The 14,217-nt window shown below is 70.8% G+C and carries 15 protein-coding genes and 1 riboswitch; of the genes, 4 read left to right on the top strand and 11 right to left on the bottom strand.

From position 1 onward, the window contains the following. Positions 1–72: 72 nt before the first annotated feature. Positions 73–801, bottom strand: a complete 729-nt coding sequence (bioD, locus tag ACF3M1_RS10245) for a dethiobiotin synthase (protein ID WP_394000333.1) — start codon at positions 799–801, stop codon at positions 73–75. Here bioD and ACF3M1_RS10250 point away from each other — a divergent pair. The 3 genes from ACF3M1_RS10250 to btuB all read left to right on the top strand — a co-directional run bounded on the left by ACF3M1_RS10250 (position 800) and on the right by btuB (position 3,944). Further along, entirely contained in the window at positions 800–1,282 is a 483-nt protein-coding gene (locus tag ACF3M1_RS10250; protein WP_394000335.1) for a GAF domain-containing protein, read from the top strand. The two genes, bioD and ACF3M1_RS10250, sit on opposite strands and share 2 nt — an antisense overlap. Continuing rightward, positions 1,279–1,647, top strand: a complete 369-nt coding sequence (locus tag ACF3M1_RS10255; RefSeq protein ID WP_394000337.1) for a TfoX/Sxy family protein — start codon at positions 1,279–1,281, stop codon at positions 1,645–1,647. The genes ACF3M1_RS10250 and ACF3M1_RS10255 overlap by 4 nt, the downstream gene beginning before the upstream one ends. Positions 1,648–1,719: 72 nt before the next feature. Then, positions 1,720–1,947, top strand: a riboswitch (cobalamin riboswitch). A 128-nt stretch (positions 1,948–2,075) separates the two neighbouring features. Then, positions 2,076–3,944: a TonB-dependent vitamin B12 receptor gene (gene btuB, locus ACF3M1_RS10260; protein ID WP_394000338.1), complete on the top strand. Its 1,869-nt coding sequence runs from the start codon at positions 2,076–2,078 to the stop codon at positions 3,942–3,944. Positions 3,945–4,004: 60 nt separating this feature from the next. Here the strand turns inward: btuB and ACF3M1_RS10265 are convergent, their stop codons facing one another. The 8 genes from ACF3M1_RS10265 to ACF3M1_RS10300 all read right to left on the bottom strand — a co-directional run bounded on the left by ACF3M1_RS10265 (position 4,005) and on the right by ACF3M1_RS10300 (position 12,220). Next, complete coding sequence (locus ACF3M1_RS10265) at positions 4,005–4,211, bottom strand: cold-shock protein (RefSeq protein ID WP_394000340.1); 207 nt, start codon at positions 4,209–4,211, stop codon at positions 4,005–4,007. A 97-nt stretch (positions 4,212–4,308) separates the two neighbouring features. Next, on the bottom strand, positions 4,309–5,064 hold the full coding sequence (locus ACF3M1_RS10270) for an S-methyl-5'-thioinosine phosphorylase (protein ID WP_394000342.1): 756 nt from the start codon (positions 5,062–5,064) through the stop codon (positions 4,309–4,311). 592 nt (positions 5,065–5,656) lie between these two features. Beyond that, the gene (locus tag ACF3M1_RS10275) at positions 5,657–6,217 is read right to left on the bottom strand and encodes a hypoxanthine-guanine phosphoribosyltransferase (protein ID WP_394000344.1); all 561 of its coding nucleotides are present in this window, start codon (positions 6,215–6,217) and stop codon (positions 5,657–5,659) included. Further along, positions 6,214–7,200: a beta-N-acetylhexosaminidase gene (gene nagZ / locus ACF3M1_RS10280; RefSeq protein WP_394005235.1), complete on the bottom strand. Its 987-nt coding sequence runs from the start codon at positions 7,198–7,200 to the stop codon at positions 6,214–6,216. Before nagZ ends, ACF3M1_RS10275 begins: the two co-directional genes overlap by 4 nt. Positions 7,201–7,602: 402 nt before the next feature. Continuing rightward, a complete protein-coding gene (locus ACF3M1_RS10285; protein WP_394000346.1) occupies positions 7,603–8,106 on the bottom strand; it encodes a CYTH domain-containing protein in 504 nt (167 codons plus the stop codon). A gap of 12 nt (positions 8,107–8,118) precedes the next feature. Continuing rightward, positions 8,119–9,456 (bottom strand): 23S rRNA (uracil(1939)-C(5))-methyltransferase RlmD, encoded by a 1,338-nt coding sequence (gene rlmD, locus ACF3M1_RS10290; protein ID WP_394000348.1) that lies wholly within the window; start codon positions 9,454–9,456, stop codon positions 8,119–8,121. Positions 9,457–9,575: 119 nt separating this feature from the next. Beyond that, complete coding sequence (locus ACF3M1_RS10295; protein ID WP_394000350.1) at positions 9,576–10,175, bottom strand: YdbL family protein; 600 nt, start codon at positions 10,173–10,175, stop codon at positions 9,576–9,578. A gap of 32 nt (positions 10,176–10,207) precedes the next feature. Further along, positions 10,208–12,220: a hypothetical protein gene (locus ACF3M1_RS10300; protein WP_394000351.1), complete on the bottom strand. Its 2,013-nt coding sequence runs from the start codon at positions 12,218–12,220 to the stop codon at positions 10,208–10,210. Between the two features lie 48 nt (positions 12,221–12,268). Here ACF3M1_RS10300 and ACF3M1_RS10305 point away from each other — a divergent pair, with 48 nt between their 5' ends. Beyond that, complete coding sequence (locus ACF3M1_RS10305; RefSeq protein WP_394000353.1) at positions 12,269–12,976, top strand: response regulator; 708 nt, start codon at positions 12,269–12,271, stop codon at positions 12,974–12,976. 50 nt (positions 12,977–13,026) lie between these two features. On the opposite strand, the gene recO is transcribed toward ACF3M1_RS10305, so the two are convergent. Together recO and ACF3M1_RS10315 are read right to left on the bottom strand one after the other, a co-directional pair. Then, positions 13,027–13,749: a DNA repair protein RecO gene (gene recO, locus ACF3M1_RS10310; RefSeq protein ID WP_394000355.1), complete on the bottom strand. Its 723-nt coding sequence runs from the start codon at positions 13,747–13,749 to the stop codon at positions 13,027–13,029. Positions 13,750–13,773: 24 nt separating this feature from the next. Further along, positions 13,774–14,217 (bottom strand): GFA family protein, encoded by a 444-nt coding sequence (locus ACF3M1_RS10315; protein WP_394000357.1) that lies wholly within the window; start codon positions 14,215–14,217, stop codon positions 13,774–13,776.

Below are 14,217 nucleotides of genomic sequence, written 5' to 3' on the forward strand. Positions count from 1 at the left end.
TTCTGTGTTGCCGCCACGCTTGGGCCGGGTCAGCGTTCTCACTTAGCGCGGGACCTACAACCGGCCGTGTGCTCAGAGCATCGCGGTCCAGGCCGCATCGAGGACCAGTACATCGTGCGCGCCGACGCCGTTGGCGACGAACGGCAGCACCCCCAAGCACGGCGCCGGCAGCGCATCGGTCAGCAGGCCGACGTAGTCGTCGGCACGCGGGAAGACGGGGTCGATCCGGTTGCCGATCCATCCGACGAGGCGGCAGCCGTCGGCGGCGACCGCGCGCGCGGTCAGGCGGGCATGGCTCAGACAGCCGAGCCTGAGCCCGACCACCAGCACCACCGCGCCTCCGAGGTGTCGGGCGAGGTCCCGGTGCTCCAGGCCCGCGGCGAGCGGTGCATCCCAACCGCCGGCGCCTTCGACCAGCACGATGTCGGCGCTCGCCGCGAGGCGTGCGTGCGCGGCGTGCAGGCTGGCGATGTCGACGGTCACGCCCGCCGCGATGGCGGCCAGCGTCGGCGCCGTCGGTTCGGGCAGCGCGACCGGGTTGACGTCGTCGTAAGCGGGACGCGGATCGCTGGCCGCCTGCAACGCCAGCGCGTCCTCGTTGCGCCAGCGGCCGTCGATCCAGTCGCAGCCACTGGCAACGGGTTTCATGCCGACCGCGCGATGCCCCTGCGCACGCAGCGCGTGCAACAGCGCCACGCTGGCGTGGGTCTTGCCGATGCCGGTATCGGTGCCGGTGACCAGACAACTGCGCGCCTGCGCCCGGGGAGACGGGGCCGGGCCCGCTGCTACACTCGACGGCATGTTCACGACCACTCCTCTCGACGGCTCCAAGCCGGAGCAGTATGCCGCGCTCGCCGCGCAGGTCCGCGCCCTGCTGGATGGAGAAGCGGATCGCATCGCGAACGCCGCCAACCTGTCGGCGCTCGTCTATCACGCGCTGCCCGATCTCAACTGGGTGGGCTTCTATCTGTTCGACGGCACCGAGCTCGTCGTCGGGCCATTCCAGGGCCTGCCCGCCTGCGTGCGCATTCCGCTCGACAAGGGCGTCTGCGGCGCCGCGGCACGCACCCGGCAGACCCAGCGCGTCGACGACGTGCACGCATTTCCGGGCCACATCGCCTGCGACAGCGCATCGCGCTCGGAGCTGGTGGTGCCGCTGTTCGCGGGCGAGCAACTGGTCGGCGTATTCGACCTCGACAGCCCGCTGCCCGCGCGTTTCGACGCCGACGACCAGGCGGGTCTGGAAGCCATCGCCGCGCTCTACGTCGAGAGCCTGCGGTGACCACGTCGGCGTTACGCAACATCGGCCCGAAATCGGCTGCGTGGCTGCGCCAGGTGGGCCTACGCACGCGCGAGGATCTCGAGGCCGTCGGTCCGCTGGAGGCCTTCATGCGCGTGCGCCGCGCAGGCTTCAAGCCGAGCCTCAACCTGCTCTATTCGCTCGAGGGCGCGCTGCGCGGCTGCCACTGGCAGGACGTGCCCGAGGCGCGGCGCCAGGAGCTGGTCGCGGCCGCCGAAGCGGCGATCGCGCTGCTGCCCGATCCGCGCGGCCGCCCGGCCGCCGGGCCGGTCACCACGACGATGCACCAGGAGCCCGCGCCCGACGACGCACCGGCCGACCGCCTCTTCGATCGCCAGGACGACTGACCGGGCCGACGCATCGCGTCACCGGCATGGCACGCGTCCACGTCGCCGCGATCGGGCCGATGACCTGACGTACAATCGCGCCTGCTTCGAGGTGATCCACCGGCGTTCGTCCGGCGGATTGAAACGGGAAGCCGGTGACGACGGTCGCGACGCGACCTCCATTCCGGCACTGCCCCCGCAACGGTAAGCGTGTTCAAGGCATCGCATCCGCCACTGTGCTCCGGCATGGGAAGGCGCGACGCCCGGGCCCCTGCGGCCCACGCGCAAGTCCGGAGACCGGCCCCGAAGTCCACTGATTGCGATGCGGCGGGCATCGCGGCGGCGTTCCGGGCATTCGTGTGTCCGGTCGGCAGCCCGTGTCCGCCTGCGCGATCGTCTTGACCGAGCCGCCGCACGTGCGTGGGTGTACGTGCCGCAAGGAGACCGCAATGCCGTTCCGTACCCTCACCGTGGCGATCGTCGCCGCCCTCGCCTCGCCGCTGACCAGCGCCGCCACCGCCGCCGACGCACGCGATCTCGATACCGTGCTCGTCACCGCCAATCGCAGCGAGAGCACGCTCGGCGACACCATCGCGCCCGCGCAGGTGATCGACCGTGCAGAGATCGAACGCACGCAGCCACGCAACCTGCCCGACTTGCTGCGCGGACGCGCCGGCATCGAGATCGCCAACCAGGGCGGCCCCGGGAAACTCACGTCGATCTTCATGCGCGGCACCGAATCCGACCATGTGCTGGTGCTCGTCGACGGCATCCGTATCGGCACGGCGACAGCCGGCATTCCGGCGATCCAGGACATCCCGGTCGAACAGATCGAGCGCATCGAGATCGTACGCGGTCCCCGTTCGAGCCTCTACGGCTCGGACGCGATCGGCGGCGTGATCCAGATCTTCACCCGTCGCCACGACGGCGCGCCGGCGCCGTATGCACGGGTCGGCATCGGCAGCCAGGCGCTGCGTGAAGCCAGTGCCGGCATCGGCGCGCGCGCGGGCCGCGGCTGGTTCGGCGTGGACGCGGCGTTCCAGCGCACCGATGGCATCAATGCCTGCCGCGGCTCGGGCACGCTGTTCCAGGGCTGCTTCGTCGACGAGCCCGACCGCGACGGCTACCGCAACCGTTCGTTCAACCTGCGCGGCGGCGTCGAACTCGCCGAGGGCCTGACCCTGGAAGGCAACGCACTGCATGCCGATGCGTTCAATGAATTCGACGGCAGCATCTTCGGCGGCAACGAGGCCGACATCGTGCAGCAGGTCGCCGGCGGTACGCTGGTCTACGCGCCCTCGACCGACGTGCGCCTGACCGCGCAGGCCGGCCGCGCCTACGACAAGTCGACGACCTACTTCCGCGACGGCGATGCCGGCACGCGCAGCGACGTCGGACGGATCGACACGCGCCGCGACACCGCCTCGCTGCAGGCGGACATGGGCCTGACCGACGCCCAGGACCTGAGCCTGGGCTTCGACTGGCAGTCCGACAACGTCGAAAGCGCCACCGACTACGCATTGACCTCGCGCACCAATTTCGCCGTGTTCACCGACTACCGCGCGCGCTTCGGCGCGCACCGCGTGCAGGCCGGCGTGCGCCACGACGACAACGAGCAGTTCGGCGGCCACACCACCGGCAGCCTCGGCTGGGGCGTCGACCTCGCGCATGGGCTGCGGTTCAACGCCAGTGCCGGCACCAGCTTCAAGGCGCCGACGTTCAACGATCTCTACTTCCCCTACAGCGCGAATCCGGAGCTGGAACCGGAGCGCGCGAAAACCGCGAACCTCGGCCTCGCGCAGTACGGCGGCACCTGGAGCTGGTCGTTCGACGTGTTCGAAAGCCGCATCGACGATCTGATCTTCCTCGATGCCGCGTTCGTGCCGCAGAATATCCAGCAGGCCCGCATCCGCGGCGCCGAACTCACCGCGTCGACCACGCTCGTCGGTTGGGACGTCTCGACCCAGCTCAGCCACGTCGATCCGCGCGACCGCAGCGACAACGCGAATTTCGACAATCTGCTCGCGCGGCGTGCGCGCAACAGCGGGCGGCTGGACATCGACCGCGCCTTCGGCGACGTCCGCATCGGCAGCACGGTGCGCGGTGCAGGCAGCCGGTACGACAACGCCGCCAACACCGTGCGCGTCCCCGGCTACGGCACGATGGATCTGCGCATGGCCTGGGCCTTCCACGCCGACTGGACGCTGGAGGCACGGGCCACCAATGTCTTCGACAAGACCTACGAAACGGTCAACTGGTACACCCAGGCCGGTCGCGAGTACGGCCTGGCGCTGCGCTGGCGCCCTGTCGCACGCTGAGGCCTACAGAAAAAAGCCCCGCACACGCGGGGCTTTTTCGCTCCACCACCCGCGCCGACGTCAGGCCGCCGGTGCCACGCCTGTCGCCTGTGCGCCCTTCGGGCCCTGGGTGACTTCATAACTCACACGCTGCCCCTCCTGCAGCGAGCGGAACCCCGACGAGCTGATCGCCGAGTAATGCACGAACACGTCCGCGCTTCCATCTTCAGGCGCGATGAATCCGAATCCCTTCGCGTCGTTGAACCACTTCACTGTGCCGTATTGCATGAACGTCTGACCTCGTCTGGGTACGTGATGACCGGCCTCGCATGCAAGGCGCGCGACCGGCCGCCCGAGTATGCAAAGCAATCAGGCCGGCGCGCAATCACCCGGCGAGCAACGCGCGCAGCAGCGGCGGGATTCCGGATGAGGCGGCTGCGACGTTGTCGAGCACGTCCTCGAACGTGATCACCTCGTCGACCTGCGGCCCGGCGCCTGCCGCCCAGTTGGCGACGATCGCCAGGCAGGCATAGTCCAGCCCGAGCTCACGCGCGAGGCCGGCTTCCGGCATGCCGGTCATGCCGACCAGATCGCAGCCGTCGCGGCGCATGCGCCCGATTTCGGCGCGCGTTTCCAGCCGCGGCCCCTGGGTGGCGCCGTAGCAGCCGCCGTCGACCAGTGCCACGCCCGCAGCCGCCGCGGCGTCGAGCACACGCCGGCGCAGCGACGGCGTGTAGGGATCGCCGAAATCGACGTGCAGCACGTCGGTGCCCGGCTCCTCGCAATAGGTCGAGACGCGGCCCCAGGTGTAGTCGATCAACTGGTCCGGACACGCCAGCACACGCGGGCCGAAGCGCTCGGTGATGCCGCCGACGGTATTGAGGGCCAGCACCCGCGTCGCACCCAGCGCCTGCAGCGCCGCCAGGTTCGCCCGGTAGTTCACCTGGTGCGGCGGCACCGAATGCCCCTCGCCATGCCGGGCGAGAAACGCCACGCGCTTGCCGTCGAGCATGCCGACGCGCACCGGGCCCGACAGCGCGCCGTAGCGCGTGACCGGCTGGTGCGGTTCCGCGTCCTGCAGGTCGGCCAATTGATAGAGGCCGGTGCCGCCGATGACGGCGAGGTCGATGTCGAGGTTCATGGAGGTGCTCGCAGTGGGAAACGGATGCGGACCGCCATTGTCCAACGCCGTGCCGTGAAAGGCAGCATCTCCTGACGGCGGGCTGGCGGGCCGGCGCGTCGCGGCGTCGTTGGACCATCGGGTCAGGCCCCGCATGCCCCGTAGCAGCGCGCTCCTACGGGATGCGCGCAATGGGGTCGGGCTGCGTGCGGCGCACGCGAGGACTCGTTCCGGCCCACGGCCCCAAGACCTCGTACGGAACACGCCCCTGCAGGAGCGCGCTCGCGCGCGAACGGGCCTCCCGGGAAGTCTCGTTCGCGCGCGAGCGCGCTCCTACAAAATTCGCGGAATGGGGTCGAGCTGCGAACGGCGCACGCGAGGTCTCGTTCCGGCGCCTATCGCACGCACGCTTCCAGCCCACCTGACCCAAAACCTCGTGCGGAATACGCCGTGTAGGAGCGCGCTTGCGCGCGATGACGCCGTTCCGGGAATGCCCGTTCGCGCGCGAGCGCGCTCCTACACGAGCTTCCGGCGCACGGCCTACTGGTCGACAGGGCGAACCCGGGCGTAGCGGCCCAATCAGCAAGGCCCTCGACCCGACGGGCGCATGTCCCTACTCCGCCAGCGCGTAGATCGCCGGTAGATTGCGGCCCTGCTCGTGGAAATCCATGCCGTAACCGAACACGTAGCGGTCGGGCACTTCGACGCCGACGTAGTCGGCCTCCACACCGTCGACGCAGCGGTCGTGGTCCTTGGTCGCGAGCACGGCGATGCGCACATCGGTCGCGCCCTGGTCCTCGCACCAGTGCTTGACCGCCTTCAGCGTGTGGCCTTCGTCGAGGATGTCGTCGACCAGCAGCACGCGACGGCCCTGCAACGGCGTCGCCGGGCGGTGCAGCCAGGCCAAGCCTGAGCCCGTGGTGTTGCCGCGGTAGCGCGTGGCGTGCAGGTAGTCCATCTCGAGGTCGATCTCGTTCTCGCCCAGCGCGAACGCCAGATGCGCAGCGAACGGCAGCCCGCCGTGCATGATCGTCAGGAACACCGGCGGACGGTCGTCGTCGCCGTAGTCGTCGGCGATCTCGTCCGCCATCGCCTCGATGGCGTCCTCGAGGGCGTCGCGGTCGAACAGCAGGTCGGCGGTGTCGAGGACGTCGTCGAGGTCGGGCACGTTCATGCGATATCTCCTGTACGGGCAGCAGAGGCGCCACCGGCGAGCGCGCCGTCCCAGCCGAGCGGTCCGCGCCCGATCAGACCGGCCAGCGCCATGGTGTTGAGCGTGCGGCCCTCGACCGCGGCCAGCGATTCGGCCACGAGTTCGGGATGACAGACCAGCACGACGTCGCAACCGGCGTCGAGATGCGCGTCCACGCGCGATTTCACGCCGCCGGCCGAGAACGCCGCGGCCATGCCGATGTCGTCGGAGAACACGACGCCGCGGAAGCCCATCTGCTCGCGCAGGATCGTGTTGATCCACAGCGGCGAGTAGCCGGCCGGCTCCGGCGCCACCTGCGGATAGACCACGTGCGCGAGCATCACGGCATCGGCGCCGGCGTCGATGCCGGCCACGAACGGCACCAGATCATGTGCGCGGATGTCGTCGAGACTGCGGTTGTCGACGGCGTCGTCGAAATGGGTGTCCTCGCGCACCGAGCCGTGACCCGGGAAGTGCTTGAGCGTGGCGGCCATGCCGGCCTCGTGCATGCCCTCGACATAGGCGCGCGTCAGCGCCGCGACGACGTGCGGGTCCTCGGAGAACGCGCGGTCGCCGATCGCCAGATTGCCGTGACCGACATCGACGACCGGCGCGAAGCTCAGGTCGACGCCGCTGGCGCGCACTTCCTGCGCCATCAGCTGCGCATGCGCGCGCGCCGCGGCGCGCGCGCCCTCGGGATCGGCGAGGTACTGCGTGCCGAAACCCGACAGCGACGGCAAGGCGGTGTAGCCGTCCTGGAACCGCTGCACGCGGCCGCCTTCCTGGTCCACGCACACCAGTTGCGGCCGCGGCGCGGCGTCGCGGATCGCGGCCGCGAGTTCGGCGATCTGCGCGCGCGACGCGACGTTGCGCTTGAACAGGATGACGCCGGCGCAGGCGTCGTGCTGCAGCCACTCGCGTTCCTGCGCGGTGAGTTCGGTGCCGGCCACGCCGATCACAAGCATTGCGGACATCTCCAACCAGCGCATCGGGCGATGCGGACCGGCATTGTCGCAGAAGCGGAGGAAAACACGGTCGGCGTGTGCGGCCCCGTTCATCGGCCGCCTCGGGTGCGCGGTGAGCGCTCCACCGCGGGCGATTCGCGTTGCGCGTGTTGCCTCCGAAAGCGGGCGTCCGTCGTCGAGGCCTGAGGTCGGAGCCGCCGCCGTGCGGGGCGGAACGCGGTGGACCTCCGGCTTGCCGCGTCCTACCCAGGCGGCCGTGACCGCGCGCGACGCTGCGGGCGGCAAGTCGCCATGACGTCGTGGTCGTGAGCTCGCGCCCTCGGCGGTTACGCATGCGGCAGGGTGCTCGACGCATGACCCGCATCGGCTCGCACGTCACCGCCGCGCGATCACGGTCACACGTCAGCCGCGTTCCGCGAGGCTCCAGCGCGAGAACGGATGCGAGGCCAGCGCCAGGTTGTAGTAGCGCGACTCGTCGGTGACCTCGGTGCCCAGCCAGTCGGGGCGTTCGAACGGCGCGTCGGCGGCGTCGAGCTCGATCTCCGCCACGACCAGCCCGGCGTTGTCGCCGAGGAACTCGTCGACTTCCCACAGATGCCCGCCGTGTCGCACCAGGTGCCGCCGCTTCTCGACGCGCCCGCCGACGCACAACGCCAGCAGTGCGTGGGCATCGTCGACCGGCAGCGGCAGTTCGAACTCCTGGCGGGTCGTGCCCAGCTCGCGCGACTTGATGTTGAGGAACGCGACGTCATCCTCGATCCGCACCCGCACCGACGTCTTCTGCGCGCCGCTCTGCACGACGGCGAGATCGTTGAGATACCCCTGCGCCATCGGCAGCACACGATGCGCCGCCGCGCGCCAGCCATCGGACGCCACGAGAAATTTGCGCTCGATCTCGATTCCCATCTGCAGCTCGCCTCAGCGCTTCTCGAACAATGCGATCGACTCGACGTGCGCGGTCTGCGGGAACATGTCCATCACACCCGCGTCCGACAGCGTCCAGCCACGCTCGTTGACCAGATACCCGGCATCGCGCGCCAGCGAGGCGGGATGGCAGCTGACGTAGACGATACGCCCGAACCGCTCCAGCGGCAGCTGGCGCAGCACGTCGATCGCGCCCGAACGCGGCGGGTCGAGTAGCAGCTTGTCGAAGCCCTGGCGCATCCACGTGGTGCCGCGCTGGTCCTGGGTGAGATCGGCCGCGTGGAACTGCGCATTCGCCAGCCCGTTGTGCGCCGCGTTCTCCTTCGCCCGCACCACCAGCCCCGCTTCGCCCTCGACGCCGACGACCTCGCGCACGCGGCGCGCCATCGGCAGGGTGAAATTGCCGAGCCCGCAGAACAGGTCGAGCACGCGATCCTCGGGCTGCAGGTCCAGCAGCTCGAAGGTGCGCGCGATCATCGCCTCGTTGAGGCCGGCGTTGACCTGGATGAAATCCAGCGGCCGGAACCTCAGCTCCACGTCCCAGGGCGCCAGACGGAATGCCAGCGCAGGCGCCTCGGGCCACAGCGGATGCACGCTGTCGTTGCCGCCCGGCTGCAGGAAGATCGCCATGCGCTGCTGCTGCGCGAACGCGAGCAGGGCCGCGGTATCGGCATCACTCAACGGCTGCAGATGCCGGAACACCAGCGCGATGCCGTCGAACTCGGGCCGCGGGTCGCCGGCGATGAACTCGATCTGCGGAATGGTGCTGCGCGCGTCCAGGCCGTCGACGAGCCGCGACAGCGCCGGAATGATCGCCGCGATCGGTGCGATCACCGTGTGGCATTCCTGCAGGTCGGCGACGAAACGCGGATCGCGCTCGCGGAAGCCGACCAGTGTCTTGTCCTTCTTCTCCACCCGCTTGACCGAGAACCGGCCCTTGCGGCGGTAGCCCCAGGCGTGATCGACCAGGGGCGCCATCCAGCGCTTCGGCGTGACGTGGCCGATGCGCTCGAAGTTCTCGCGCAGCACGCGCGCCTTGGCGAGGATCTGCTGCCCGGCATCGAGATGCTGCAGCACGCAACCGCCGCAGGTACCGAAATGCGGGCAGCGCGGCGTGATGCGGTGTTCGGATGCGCGCAGTACCTCCAGCGTCACCGCCTCGTCGAAGCTGCGCGAGCGTGCGAAGCGCTGGGCGAGGGCCTGTTCGCCCGGCAGCGCGCCGGACACGAACACGGCCTTGCCGTCGGGCAGGCGCGCGACGCCGCGGCCATCGTGGGTGAGATCGAGAATGTCGACCTGGAACGGGGTCTGATCGAGACGTTTACGGGCCACGTGGCGAAGGCTGCGGGCGAAGGGCCGCGTATTGTCGCAGAAGCCGCGCACGCCCCGCCCACCGAGCCGGACGCAACGGGCCGCCCGGAGGCGGCCCGTGTGACGCACTGACGCGAGCGTTACTTCTGCTGCCAGTTGCCGCCCTGCTGATACCACCAGCCCGACCGCGCACTGGCGATCCACTGACGCGCGAACACGTCGCGGATCTGTGCCTCCCATTCCGGATGCCCGTTGGCGACCGCGATCTCGCGGTACACCGCCTGGCGGTCACGGTTGTCGTCGGCCACGGCCGCATTGATCGCCACGCGATCCTTGATCGGCAGCTGCGAGGCATCGCGTACGACGATCTGGCCGTTGCCACCGAACCCCAGCGCACCCGAGTCGAAGTGCGGCCGCAGCGTGCCGTTGAAGCGCTGCTCCATGCGCGACTGGATCGCCTGCACCGCCGGCGTGCGGATGGTGATGTCGGGCGTCTGCGCCTGCGCGCTGCCGATGCCCAGCAGCATCCAGGCATCGAACCGCGCGCCGCGCTGGGCCATGCCGCCGCCGGGCACCGTCGCGGGCGGCGTGGCGTCCGCCGGCACCTGGTCGCCGATGACGTTCTCGACGAACTCGCGCGCAGCCTCCTTGGCTTCCGCGGCCGGGAAATAGACATTGATCGTCACGCATGCGGTCAGCGCCAGTGCGGCGACGATCGGCAGTCCGGTCCAACGGGTCATCGTGGATCTCCGTAAAAAAGAAAATGTCAGGATCAGTCGAACACCGGCTCGACATCGCCACCGGCCACCGCGACCAGGCGCGCCACCAGCGTGGGCCAGTCGACGTCGCGGTTGTGTCCGACGACTTCCAGCCGCGGCAGGCCGCTGCCGTCGACGATAGTAAAGGTCGAGGGCCCTGAACGCAGACCGCCCATCCGGCAGACCTCGTTGCGCAACCGGCAGGAGATGCCGATCGCGCGATAGCCGAAGTCGTCGAACACGCCGATCAGCTGGCCCTGCAGGCTGGTGACGAACGAGGCGTCACCGACGCTGGAGATGTTCTGCACCGCGCGCTGGCTGATGCGCTGGCGCACGCCACGCGTGCGCTCGGTGTGCAGTTCGGCATCGAACGCGGTGGCGGTCCAGTCGACCAGGCGCAGGCCGTCGATGCGACCGTGCAGCCGCCCTTCGATGCTGCCGAAGTCGAAGACGTTGGTCAGTGCGTGCAGGTCGATGCCGTGGAGCGCGAGATCGCTGGACACGGTCGGTGCGACGCCGAACGGGCGTTCGATCGACAGCGCGTCGACGTCGATGCGCCCGCCGAACAGGTCCATGGTCAGGCCACCGTCGAACTCGATGCGGTTGTCGGCGTAACGCACGGTCGGAATGCGGCCTTCGAGCGTGCCCTCGAACGGCGGCCAGTCGAGCGCCTCGGCCAGCGCGCCGATGTCGAGGCCCTCGAGCCGCAACGCGGTCTGCATGCGCAGGCTCTCGTCGCCGGCCGGTGGCCGCAGCACCAGGGCCTCGAATCCGATGCGGCCGCCGAGGAACGACAGCGCCACCGGATCACGCAGGCGCAGCCGGCCGTCGCCACTGAGCAGTGTCCACGCCGCGGCGTCGAACGGCATGCCGTACAGCGCCCCGCCGCCCCAGGCGAAGCTGCTGCGCACCGGCGCATGTGTGGAGTAACGCACCGCGCCCGTCAGCCGGTCGAAGCGGAAGCGCGCGGCGGTGTCGCCGATATCGAGATCGCGCAGGCGCAGCCGCGCATCGCGCAGCGCGCCGTCCTCGATCGACAGCCGCGTCGCCAATCCACCGTCGAGCGACAGGCCCGACAGCCCGGCCAGGCCCAGCCAGCCGGACAGATAGCGCGCCGGCAGGTCGCGTGCATCGGCGCTGTCGATCTCGAGCGCCAGCGCATCGACCGTGAAGTCGGGGCGCAGTCGCGCTTGGCCTTCAACCCGCAGCGTGGCGCCGTCGTCCCAGGCGAGGCGGGAGAACTGCCAGTCGCCGCCGTCGTCGCGGGCCAGCGTCAGGCCCAGGCCGACCGGCGTCTCAGGCAGCGCGAGATAGGCGTTGCCGAACAGAAGTTCGCCGCCGCGCAGTTGGCCGTCCAGCGTCAGCAGGGTGCGGCCTGCCGGGAGGCGCAGATCGAAATCCAGATCCGCGTCGAGCCCGTCGCCGGCCACGTCGCCTGCGTCGGACTCCAGTGCAACGCCGCGCAGCGCCAGGTCCGCCGCGATCCGCAGCGGCCGATCGGACGGCGCGTCGATCCGCACCGTGCCGTCAAGCCGGCCCGCCCGCAGCTGACCCCCAGCCCAGCCCTGGCGCACCAGGGCTTCGGCCCAGGCGACCGGCACGGCGCGCAGATCGATGCCCGTGCGGTCGGGCGTGCGCGCATCGCGGCGCAGCGCGAGTGCACCGCCATCACCGGAGAGCCGGACACCGGTGTGCGCCGCGTCCAATGCGATCGCGAGACGCAACGGGCCACCCTGCGCGCCGCGGACCACGCCGTCGCAGCGCCAGCCTTCCTCGCCGCCCGGCGCCTGCGCACGGCGCAGCGGGCATTGCCAGTCCACGCGCTCGAAGGTCCAGCCGAGCTCGCCGGCGTCGACCCGTCCCGCCTGCAACCGCAGCCGCCCGTCCGGGGCGTCGGCCGGCCAGTCCAGCACCACGCGGACGTCCTCCAGCGTGGCGACCGGCGTGACCACCCGCGCGATCTGCGCCTGCACGGACTGCGCCCGCGCGGGCGCCACACAGGCCAGCAACAGCGTTAGGATCGTCATCAGGCGGACGGACATCGCCGGAGCATACCCGCACTGCACGGAGCACCCATGACCCGATTGCTGCTGGTCGAAGACGATCCCACGAGCCGCGGCTTCCTGCTCGCCGCGGCTGCCGCCCTGCCCGCCCACGTCGACGTCGCCGGTTCGGTGGCCGACGCGCGGGTGCTGGCGACACGCGAAACCTACGACGCCTGGCTGATCGACGCCCATCTGCCCGACGGCAGCGGCGTCGGCCTGCTGGACCAGTTGCGCGCCGACGGGCTGCGGACGCCGGCGCTCGCCCACACCGCCGCCCGCGAACCCGAAGCCCTCGACGCGCTGCGTGCGGCAGGGTTCGCGCTCGCGCTCAGCAAGCCGGTGTCGGCGGGCGCGTGGCAGGCCGGCATCCGCCGCGTCACCGGCGCCGACCGCGAGCCGACCTGCGACATGGCGACACCGCCGCACACTGAGGCGACGCTGGTCTGGAACACGGCGTCCGCATTGCGCGCGGTCGGCGGCAACGCCGGGAATGCGGCGGCGCTGCGCGACCTGTTTCTCGGGGAATTGCCCGGAACGCGCGATGCGGTCGTGCGCGCGGCCGGCGCGGGCGAATCGGATGCCGTGCGCCACGCGGTGCACCGCCTGCGCGCCGGCTGCGGCTTCGTCGGCGCCGAGCGCATGGACGCCGCCGCCGCGGACCTGCACGCGACGCCCGGATCACCCGATGCGCTCAACGCGTTTCTCGCCGCCGTCGAGTCGACCCTGGCGCCGCGCTGAGCAGGCCGGGCGTCGCCGCATCACGCGCATGCCGTGATGCGGCGACGCGCCTAACGCCCCGCGAGATCGCTCGCGAGTTCCCAGGATTTCAGCCCACGCGGCCCGAGGTGGTGGGCCAGCACGCTGCGCAACGCACGGCGCAGGCCGGCGAGCCCGGCGACGTCCGGCGGCGCACCGTCGGCGGCCAGGGCGAGCAGGCTGTGCCCGGTCGCCGCGGCATTGCGGTCGTCGGCGCCGGTGTCGCGCTGCAGGCGCCGCGGCCCATGCTCAGGCTCGAGGCGATACCGGGCTGCGGGGTCGATCGGTTCACCGTCGCCGTCATGGTCCAGCGCGAAGCCCACGCCGAGTGCGTCGAGCAGGTCACGCTCGAAGCGGCGCAGTGTCCAAGCCAGGCCGGACGATGCGCGCAGCCGCTCGCGCACTGCGGCATAGGCATCGTAGAGCTCGGGCACGGGATCCTGGCGCGGTGCCAGGCGCAGCGCGAGTTCGCTGACGTAGAAGCCGGCCAGCATCGCGTCCCCGGTCAGTCGCGGGGCCGCGTCGAGCGCTTCGGCGCCGCGCAGCTGCGCGAGTTCGCCGCGCAGGACCGCGGTCAGTCGGACGTGCTGCAGCGGCTGCAGCGCCGCCCGCAGCACGTGGCGCTTCGGCCCCTGCACGCCACGCGCGACGAGGCCCAGCCGGCCGTGGTCACGGCTCAGCACCTCCACCAGCAGGCTGGTCTCGCGCCAGGGCCGCGCATGCAGCACGAAGGCGGGTTCGTCGTCGATGCGCATGGCGCGCGGTCCGCTCGCCGATGCTCAGTCGGCGGCGCCGACCCGGGCGAGGAATTCAGCCTCGGTCAGGCGCTCCCGCGTACCCGCGAAGTCGTACCAGGCCGGCCGGGCATCGACGAAGATCTCCGAGTGCAGACGGGCATCGGGAATCACGTCGAACAGGCCGGCCGCCACGAAATACTGCCTGTCGCCGGTGCTGAGAAAGAACAGCGCGCTGCCGCAGACGCTGCAGAACGCACGTTCGGCCCAGTCCGACGAGGCGAACCGGCGCACCTGGCCCTCGCCGGCGTCGATCCGCAGGTCGTCACCCGCGTGCAGCACCATCGCCGGCCCACCGTGCCAGCGCCGGCAGGCGCCGCAATGGCAGGCGTGCACGTCGCGCGCGGTGCCCGGCACGCTGAGCGAGACGCCACCGCACAGGCAGTGGCCGTGCAGGCGACCGCTCGCAGGCAGCTCGTCGACGCGCAT

This window comes from Luteimonas sp. WGS1318, assembly GCF_043187535.1.
GTDB lineage: Bacteria > Pseudomonadota > Gammaproteobacteria > Xanthomonadales > Xanthomonadaceae > Luteimonas.

Coding starts and splice junctions, on each gene's coding strand:
- ACF3M1_RS10250 (WP_394000335.1), top strand. CDS start 800: ATGTTCACGACCACTCCTCTCGACGGCTCCAAGCCGGAGCAGTATGCC.
- bioD (WP_394000333.1), bottom strand. CDS start 801: ATGCCGTCGAGTGTAGCAGCGGGCCCGGCCCCGTCTCCCCGGGCGCAG.
- btuB (WP_394000338.1), top strand. CDS start 2,076: ATGCCGTTCCGTACCCTCACCGTGGCGATCGTCGCCGCCCTCGCCTCG.
- ACF3M1_RS10265 (WP_394000340.1), bottom strand. CDS start 4,211: ATGCAATACGGCACAGTGAAGTGGTTCAACGACGCGAAGGGATTCGGA.
- ACF3M1_RS10270 (WP_394000342.1), bottom strand. CDS start 5,064: ATGAACCTCGACATCGACCTCGCCGTCATCGGCGGCACCGGCCTCTAT.
- ACF3M1_RS10275 (WP_394000344.1), bottom strand. CDS start 6,217: ATGAACGTGCCCGACCTCGACGACGTCCTCGACACCGCCGACCTGCTG.
- nagZ (WP_394005235.1), bottom strand. CDS start 7,200: ATGCTTGTGATCGGCGTGGCCGGCACCGAACTCACCGCGCAGGAACGC.
- ACF3M1_RS10285 (WP_394000346.1), bottom strand. CDS start 8,106: ATGGGAATCGAGATCGAGCGCAAATTTCTCGTGGCGTCCGATGGCTGG.
- ACF3M1_RS10295 (WP_394000350.1), bottom strand. CDS start 10,175: ATGACCCGTTGGACCGGACTGCCGATCGTCGCCGCACTGGCGCTGACC.
- ACF3M1_RS10300 (WP_394000351.1), bottom strand. CDS start 12,220: ATGACGATCCTAACGCTGTTGCTGGCCTGTGTGGCGCCCGCGCGGGCG.
- ACF3M1_RS10305 (WP_394000353.1), top strand. CDS start 12,269: ATGACCCGATTGCTGCTGGTCGAAGACGATCCCACGAGCCGCGGCTTC.
- recO (WP_394000355.1), bottom strand. CDS start 13,749: ATGCGCATCGACGACGAACCCGCCTTCGTGCTGCATGCGCGGCCCTGG.
- ACF3M1_RS10315 (WP_394000357.1), bottom strand. CDS start 14,217: ATGCGCGTCGACGAGCTGCCTGCGAGCGGTCGCCTGCACGGCCACTGC.